Source organism: Arthrobacter sp. A2-55, assembly GCF_025548615.1.
Taxonomy (GTDB): domain Bacteria; phylum Actinomycetota; class Actinomycetes; order Actinomycetales; family Micrococcaceae; genus Specibacter; species Specibacter silviterrae.
The window spans coordinates 1-7,597 of the sequence record NZ_JAJLOZ010000113.1 but is presented as its reverse complement, the minus strand read 5'-3'; the positions used below and the strand labels follow the sequence as shown (position 1 = coordinate 7,597).

Annotated in this window: 4 protein-coding genes and 1 pseudogene; 4 read left to right on the top strand and 1 reads right to left on the bottom strand. The window is 71.0% G+C overall.

Annotated elements, in window-relative coordinates; translation table 11 throughout:
* On the top strand, nt 1–2,246 hold a 2,246-nt coding region (locus LPN03_RS20085; RefSeq protein ID WP_410468626.1), incomplete at its 5' end, for a molybdopterin oxidoreductase family protein.
* Nucleotides 2,233–4,008: an FAD-dependent oxidoreductase gene (locus tag LPN03_RS20080; RefSeq protein WP_262455662.1), complete on the top strand. Its 1,776-nt coding sequence runs from the start codon at nt 2,233–2,235 to the stop codon at nt 4,006–4,008. The genes LPN03_RS20085 and LPN03_RS20080, both read left to right, overlap by 14 nt.
* Before the next feature lie 96 nt (nt 4,009–4,104).
* Here the strand turns inward: LPN03_RS20080 and LPN03_RS20075 are convergent, their stop codons facing one another.
* Nucleotides 4,105–5,529 (bottom strand): NAD(P)H-quinone dehydrogenase, encoded by a 1,425-nt coding sequence (locus tag LPN03_RS20075; protein ID WP_262455661.1) that lies wholly within the window; start codon nt 5,527–5,529, stop codon nt 4,105–4,107.
* 112 nt (nt 5,530–5,641) lie between these two features.
* On the opposite strand from LPN03_RS20075, the gene LPN03_RS20070 reads away from it, so the two are divergent.
* Entirely contained in the window at nt 5,642–6,463 is an 822-nt protein-coding gene (locus LPN03_RS20070; RefSeq protein ID WP_165181554.1) for a purine-nucleoside phosphorylase, read from the top strand.
* A 798-nt stretch (nt 6,464–7,261) separates the two neighbouring features.
* Nucleotides 7,262–7,597: pseudogene (locus LPN03_RS20065) on the top strand (hypothetical protein); the annotation flags it as partial.

Genomic DNA, 7,597 nt, shown 5'->3' with positions numbered 1-7,597 from the left:
GCCCCTACTGCGCCCTGCAATGCGCCATGACGCTGACGGTTGGAACGGGTCCAGCCACCTCGGGCGCAGCCCCCGGCCCGTCCACCTCGAATGTATCCCCCGGCCCGGCCACCCACGCCGCAGCTACTCACGCCGCAACTACTCACGCCGCAACCCCGGAGATTGCCAGCCGGGATTTCCCCACAAACCGCGGCGGGCTGTGCCGCAAGGGCTGGACGTCGGCGGCCCTGTTGGGCCATCCGGAACGGCTCACCTCCCCGTTAATAAGGAACGAAAACGGCGAGCTGTCCCCGGCCAGCTGGGACACTGCCCTGGACCTGGTGGCCGCCCGCCTCAAGGCCACCCGGGAGCAGCACGGGCCGGACGCCGTCGGCGTGTTTGGCGGCGGCGGGCTCACGAATGAGAAGGCATACCAGCTGGGCAAGTTTGCGCGGGTGGCGCTGGGGACGTCGCGGATCGACTACAACGGCAGGTTTTGCATGGCCTCGGCGGCCGCTGCGGGCAACCGGGCCTTTGGCGTGGACCGCGGGCTGCCGTTCCCCATGGAGGACCTGGATTCCGCGCACACCATCCTGCTGCTGGGGTCCAACGTGGCTGAAACCATGCCGCCGTTTGTCCAGCACCTGCAGGGCGCCCGCAACTCCGGCGGCCTGGTGGTGGTGGATCCGCGGCGCACCGCAACGGCAGACTTCACGGCCGACGGTGCGGGCCTGCACCTCCAGCCCGTCCCCGCCACGGACCTCCCGCTGCTGCTGGGCCTGGCGCACATTGTGATCCACGAGGGGCTGGCGGACAAGGAGTATCTCGCGTCGCGGACCAGCGGATATGCCGGCGTCGTGCGCAGTGTGGCACCCTGGTGGCCCGAGCACACCAGCCGCATCACCGGCGTTCCCGTCACGCTGCTGCGCGAGACCGCCCGGCTGCTGGCCGCCGGCACCCGCAACGGCGGCACTTACATCCTCAGCGGCCGGGGTGTGGAGCAGCACGTGGACGGCACCGACACCGCCACGGCGGCCATCAACCTCGCGCTCCTGCTCGGGCTGCCTGGTTCCGCGCACAGCGGCTACGGCACCCTGACCGGCCAGGGCAACGGCCAGGGCGGGCGCGAACACGGCCAAAAGGCGGACCAGCTGCCCGGCTACCGCAAGATCACCGACCCGGCCGCCCGCGCCCATGTTGCCCGCGTCTGGGGAATTCCGGAGGCGGCGATTCCCGGGCCGGGGCTGCCCGCCGTCGAACTTCTTGCCTCGCTAGGGCAGCCGGGCGGGGTGCGGGCGTTCCTGGTGCACGGCGCCAACCCCGCCGTGTCCGCGCCGGATTCCGCCCGGGTGGCGGCCGGGCTGCGCGCCCTTGACCTGCTGGTGGTGTGCGACTTTTTCCTGTCCGAGACGGCGGCCCTGGCGGACGTGGTGCTGCCGGTGCTGCAGTGGGCCGAGGAGGACGGCACCGTGACCAACCTGGAGGGGCGGGTGCTGCGGCGCCGGGCCGCGGTGTCGCCGCCGTCCGGAGCCCGCTCGGAGCTGTGGATCATGGCCGAACTGGCGCGCCGGCTGGGGTCGCCGGGCACGTTCAGCCCGGATCCGGAGCAGGTGTTCACCGAGCTGCGGGCGGCATCCGCCGGCGGCCTGGCCGACTATTCCGGCATCGACTACCCGCTCCTGGACTCCGGCGAGGCGGCGTACTGGCCCTTCCCGGCCGGCAGCACGGGCACGCCGCGGCTGTTCCGCGAACGGTTTGCCCACCCCGACGGCCGGGCCGTGCTGGTGCCTGTTTCGCCCGCCAGCGCTGGTTCCGGCCCCGGCTCCGGCTTGTTGGGGCACGACGCCGGCACCCGGGACCCGCTGTTTGCCGGCGCCACGCTGGCCCTGGCCACGGGTCGGTTGCTGGAGCACTACCAGACCGGCGCCCAGACCCGCCGGGTGCCGGAGCTCGCGGCGGCCCGGCCCAACGCCCGGCTGCTCATCCACCCGGCCACCGCAGCTGCCCGCGGCATTGCCGACGGCGGGCCCGTCGCGGTGGCGAACCCGCGCGGCGAAGTCCGCTGCACAGCGGAATTCAGCACCGCCATGCGCCTGGACACGGTGTTTTTGCCCTTCCATTTTCCGGGGCTGCAAAGCGCCAACCTGGTGACATCCTCCGCCACGGACCCCGTGTCCGGCATGCCCGAATTCAAGACCAGCGCCGTCACGGTGGCGCCGGTTTCCGCTCCCACCCCGGCAGGAGGGCCCCGCCATGGCGCCGACTGATTCCGAGAACTCCCCCATTGTGGTCATCGGCTTCGGCCCGGTCGCCGCGCGGCTGGTGGACAGTCTCCTCCCGGCGGTCCGCTCGGGGGCCCTGTCCCTGACCGTGATTGGCGACGAACCCCACCCCGCCTACAACCGCGTGCTGGTGGCCGACCTCGGCGTGGGCCGGACCACCGCCGCGGACATTGCGCTGGCGGACAGGGACGAATTGGAGGCGGCAGGCGTGGTGCTCCGTCTGGGCGTGTGCGTGCGCCGGGTGGACCGGGCCCGGCAGCTGGTGCACCTTTCGGACGGCTCCGCGGTGCAATACGGGCGGCTGGTTTTCGCCACCGGAGCGCGCCCCGTGGTGCCAAACCTTGCCAGGCTCAACCCGGACCCGCAGCTGCCCATCCGGCTCCCCGCCGGCGTCATCACGCTGCGGAACCTCGACGACGCCGCAGCCCTCCACCGCGCCGTGCAGGGACGGCGCCGCGTGGTCATCCTGGGCGGCGGCATCCTGGGGCTCGAAGCCGCCCTGGCCGCGGCCGACGAAGGCGCCCGCGTCACCGTGGTCCACCACGGCCCGCACACCCTGGGCCGCAGCATTGACGCCAATGCGGGCAGGGTGCTGGCCGCCGCGCTGCGGGCGCGGGGAATCCGCGTGGCCCCCAACTCGCGCTCCACCGGTGTGCTGCTGGGCAGGCACGACGGCGGCACCCCCGCCAGCGGGACCGGGCCGGACGGTGCTGCTGGTCCGAACAGCGGGACGGGGCTGGACGGCGGGACGGGGCTGGACGGCGGTGCTGGGTCGGGCAGCGGTACTGGGCCGGACAGCGCTATTCTGCCCGACGGCGGGACGGGACCTGACGGCGGGACCGGTGTACCGGCGTCGTTCTCTGCCTTGGAATTGGACGACGGCACCACGATTGACGGGGACCTGCTGGTGCTGTCGTGCGGGGTGCGGGCGCGGACGGAGGTTGCTGCTGGCGCCGGGTTGGCCACGGGGCGCGGCATCCTGGTGGACCACGGGCTGCAGGCGCACCACGACCCGCAGGTGTTTGCCATGGGCGACTGCGCCGAGGTCCGCTGCCTGGACGAGCAGTGCGCGGATTGCCGCGGAAGCAACGGCCCGTCGGGGCTGATCGGGCCCGGCTGGCGGCAGGCCGAATGGCTCGCCCGGGTGCTGCTTGCCGGCGCGCAGCCGTCCGGCGCGCAGCCAGCCGGTCCCCCCGCGGCGCTGGCGCCCGAACAGCCGCCCGTCATCGTGCTCAAGGCGCGCGGGGTGGATGTGGCGGCCGCGGGAAATGTCGCTGCGGAGCCTTTCGACGAGCCCGCCGAAGGCGCCGATCCAGGCCATACTGCGGGCACGCTTCAGGCCGCCCCTCCCCTGAACGTGAGCACCTGGGCGGACCCGGAGCACGGTCAATACCTGAAAATGGCCACCCGCGCGGGCGTGCTGGAAGGGTTTGTCAGTGTGGGGATGCCGCGGGCCGGCGCGGAGCTGGTGCTGTTGTTTGAACGCGGCTCGGAGCTTCCCGCGGACCGGTCGGAGCTGCTGCGGCTGGACGCGGCCGGGATGCCTGCCGCGGCTGGCGGGGCCCCGGACGGTACTGTGTGCCGCTGCGCCGGGGTGGACCGGCAGACCATAGCGGCCGCCGTCGTTGGTGGTTGCGGAACGGTGGCGGAAGTGTCGGCGGCAACCCGCGCCGGCACGGGCTGCGGCGGCTGCCACGGCGAGGTGCGGGCCCTGATCGAGCAGCACTTCCAGCCCGCCCCGGCCTGACTCCCCCGCCCACCCCAACTGTGCGTCAGAAAGTGCACGTTTTTACCCATTTTTTGGGTGATTTCATGCAGTATCTGACACACAGTTGGGCGGGGGCTACATGTGGACGTGCAAGCGCCGGGCGGCCTCCGAGATGGATCCGGAGAGCGAGGGGTAAACGGTGAACGTGTTGGCGACGTCGTCCACGTGCAGCTTCTGGGTCACGGCCAGGGCGATGGGGAAGATCAGCTCGCACGCGCCGGCGCCCACCACCACGCCGCCGATGACGGTGCCGGAACCCTTGCGCGCAATGATCTTGACGAAGCCGTCGTTGACGCCGCGCATTTTCGCCCGGGCGTTGGTCTGCAGGGACAGCTTCACCACGTCGCCCTGGTATTTTCCGGAGGCCAGGTCCGCCTCGGACACGCCCACGGACGCGATCTCGGGGGATGTGAAGATGTTGGAGGAAACCTGCGTCAGCTTCAGCGGGCGAACGCCGTCGCCGCCCAGGTGGGCCACGGCGATGCGGCCCTGCATCGCGGCCACGGAGGCCAGGGCAAGCACACCCGTGCAGTCGCCCGCCGCGTAGACGTTGGGGGCGCTGGTGCGGGAGACGCCGTCGACCTTGATGTGGCCGCTGGGGGTCAGCTCGACGCCGGCCGCGTCCAGCCCGATTCCCGTGGTGTTGGGGATGGAACCCACGCACACCAGGCAGTGCGTGCCGGTGACCTTGGAACCGTCGCCGAGGGTCACCACCACGCCGTTCTCGGTGCGTTCCACGGCCTCGGCGCGGGAGCGCGACAGTACGCGCAGCCCGCGGCGCTCAAAAACATCCTCCAGGACGGCGGCGGCATCGGAATCCTCGCCGGGGAGCACCTGGTCGCGGCTGGAAATGAGCGTGACGTTGGAGCCCAGGCCGTTGAAGGCGGAGGCAAATTCGGCGCCCGTCACCCCGGAACCGACCACAATGAGCTCCTCCGGCAATTCCTCAAGGTTGTAAATCTGGGTCCAGTTCAGGATGCGTTCGCCGTCGGGCTTGGCGGTGGCCAGCTCGCGGGGGTGCGCACCGACCGAGACCAGCACGGCGTCGGCCTTGATGATTTCCTTGGATTCGCCGCGGTCCACCTCGATGGTGCGCCCGTCCAGCAGGCGGCCGGTGCCGATCACCACGCGCACGCCCACCGCCTCCAGTCCGCGGCGGATGTCGGTTGACTGCTCCTTGGCGAGCTTCATGACGCGCTGGTTGATCTGCTGCAAGTCCGCGCGGAGGGCCGTCTTGGCGTCGCCGTCGTCCGCGTTAAAGCTGACACCCAGCTTGGTGGAGTCGATGCTGCGGTTCATGGACTCGGCCGTGGCGATCAGCGTCTTCGACGGGACCACATCGGTGAGCACGGCGGAGCCGCCCAGCCCGGCACGCTCCACGATGGTCACCTGCGAGCCCATGGAGGCCGCCACCATGGCCGCTTCGTAGCCGCCGGGGCCACCGCCAAGGATCGCAAGGCTGGGCACGGCAAAGGGCTTGAATGCATCTTGTTCGCTCATCACAATTGATCATTCTCGCCTATCCCTGCACAGTCACCAAGTTCTACAGGCCGCCGAAACGGGGCGTTCGCGCGCGTGGCGCCGGCCCGCGGCTTGCCGGTATGTTTGTCTCGTGAACACCCAAGAGACTTTCCAGGAAACCGACCCGACGGAGCTGGCGCGCCAGGCTGCCGCCTACATTGCCACGGCCACCGGCGTGGAACAGCACGATCTTGCCCTTGTCCTGGGATCCGGTTGGGGTGAGGCGGCCGGGCTCATCGGCGAGGTGACCGCCACCGTCAGTGCCACGGATGTCCCCGGATTCACGGCCCCCGCCGTGGTGGGCCATGTGGGCACTCTCACCTCGATCCGCACCCCGGACGGGAAGAATGTGCTGGTTCTCGGCGCCCGGACGCACTTTTACGAGGGCAAGGGCGTGCGGGCCGTGGTCCATGGCGTGCGCACCGCCGCGGCCACCGGCGCCAAGGCCATTGTGCTGACGAACGGCTGCGGCGGGCTCAACGAGGCTTGGACGCCGGGCACCCCCGTGCTCATCAGCGACCACATCAACCTGACGGCCACCTCGCCGTTGGAAGGGGCCACGTTCGTGGACCTGACCGACCTCTATTCCCCCCGGCTGCGCGCCGTGGCCCGCGAGGTTGACCCCACGCTGGATGAGGGCGTCTACGCGCAATTCACCGGGCCCCACTACGAAACCCCCGCCGAGGTCCAGTATGCCAAGCGCATCGGGGCCGACCTGGTGGGCATGTCCACGGCACTGGAGGCCATCGCTGCGCGCGCCGCCGGCATGGAAGTCTTCGGGATCTCGCTGGTGACCAACCTCGCCGCCGGCATCAGCCCCGTCCCGCTCAGCCACGCCGAGGTGATCGAGGCCGGCCAGGCCGCCGGCCCGCGCATCTCCCGGCTCCTGGCGGACATCATCGCCAAAATGTAGCGCCTGGGTCGCACCCGTTACGAGGCCTATTCCGTAGCTTTTCGGGTGCACCTCTTTTTAAGCACGACGCCGGCTCCCGCCTCCCAGCGCCGCCGCACCTGGCGCTGTGGGGCCGCGTCGGTTCCTGAAACCGGGGCCAGCCCGCGGCAAATGGGCCCCGTTCACCCAAACCGGGGCCAACCCGCCCGTGCGGTGTATCTTGTCGGGCCGGTCGCGGGGCGGCCCCGCAGTCGTGGAATCACCTGCGTGGACCCACCGCCCTAGCGGCTTGGCCCCGCCCTCGCCTGTCCCCGCCCGGGCAGGGGGGCACCACCCTCGCTTGGCCCCCGACCTGGCTCGTCCCGCTCTCCACACGCTGCCAGGCCGCCGCGCCCGTCAAAATTCCGCCGACTGTACATATCCGGTGGCTGTTCCCACGGCGAGGCCGCCCGAACCGTACACTCGGCGAACCCGCGGGCGCGCCAGCCCACCAGAACTGTACACTCGGCGAACCCGCGGGCGCGCCAGCCCACCAGAACCGTACACTCGGCGAACCCGCGGGCGCGCGAGGCCGTCCGTGAGCGTACCGAGAATGGGGCCAAGCCGCATCGCTTCGTGAAACGTGGTTGCGGACTTTTCTGTGGGGCCAAACTCGAGTCGAGTTGCGCCCCGGGTGCACCGCGGGCACAACTCAGCTTGGGTTCCGCCCCAGCGGGAAGTGATGGACGGCCGGAACGCCCAGCAGCACGGTGCGCGGCACAGGACCACCCCGGGCGCAGCAGATTCCCGGCATGTGCCGTGTGCCGCTACATTGGTCTGGTGACCCATTCTCAAGATTCCAGTTCCGAGTCCGCCGCCGCACTCGAAACAGCAGCCCTTCTTGCCGCCGCAACCCAGTGGGCCCGCCACGATCCCGACCCGGCAACGGCCGCAGACCTGAACCGGCTGGCCGAACGGGCCGCACAGGATCCGGACGCCGCCGCGGAACTCGCCGACAGCTTTGACGGCAACCTCCAGTTCGGCACCGCCGGGCTCCGCGCCGTGATGGGCCCAGGCCCCAACCGGATGAACCGCACCGTGGTCCGCCGGGCAGCAGCGGGGGTGGCCGCGCACCTCCTCGAGCTTGCCAAGGGGTCCCTGAACGCGCCCGACACC

What these genes read in the sequence shown, in the direction of transcription:
- LPN03_RS20080 (WP_262455662.1), top strand. Translation starts at nt 2,233, where the DNA reads ATGGCGCCGACTGATTCCGAGAACTCCCCCATTGTGGTCATCGGCTTC.
- LPN03_RS20075 (WP_262455661.1), bottom strand. Translation starts at nt 5,529, where the DNA reads ATGAGCGAACAAGATGCATTCAAGCCCTTTGCCGTGCCCAGCCTTGCG.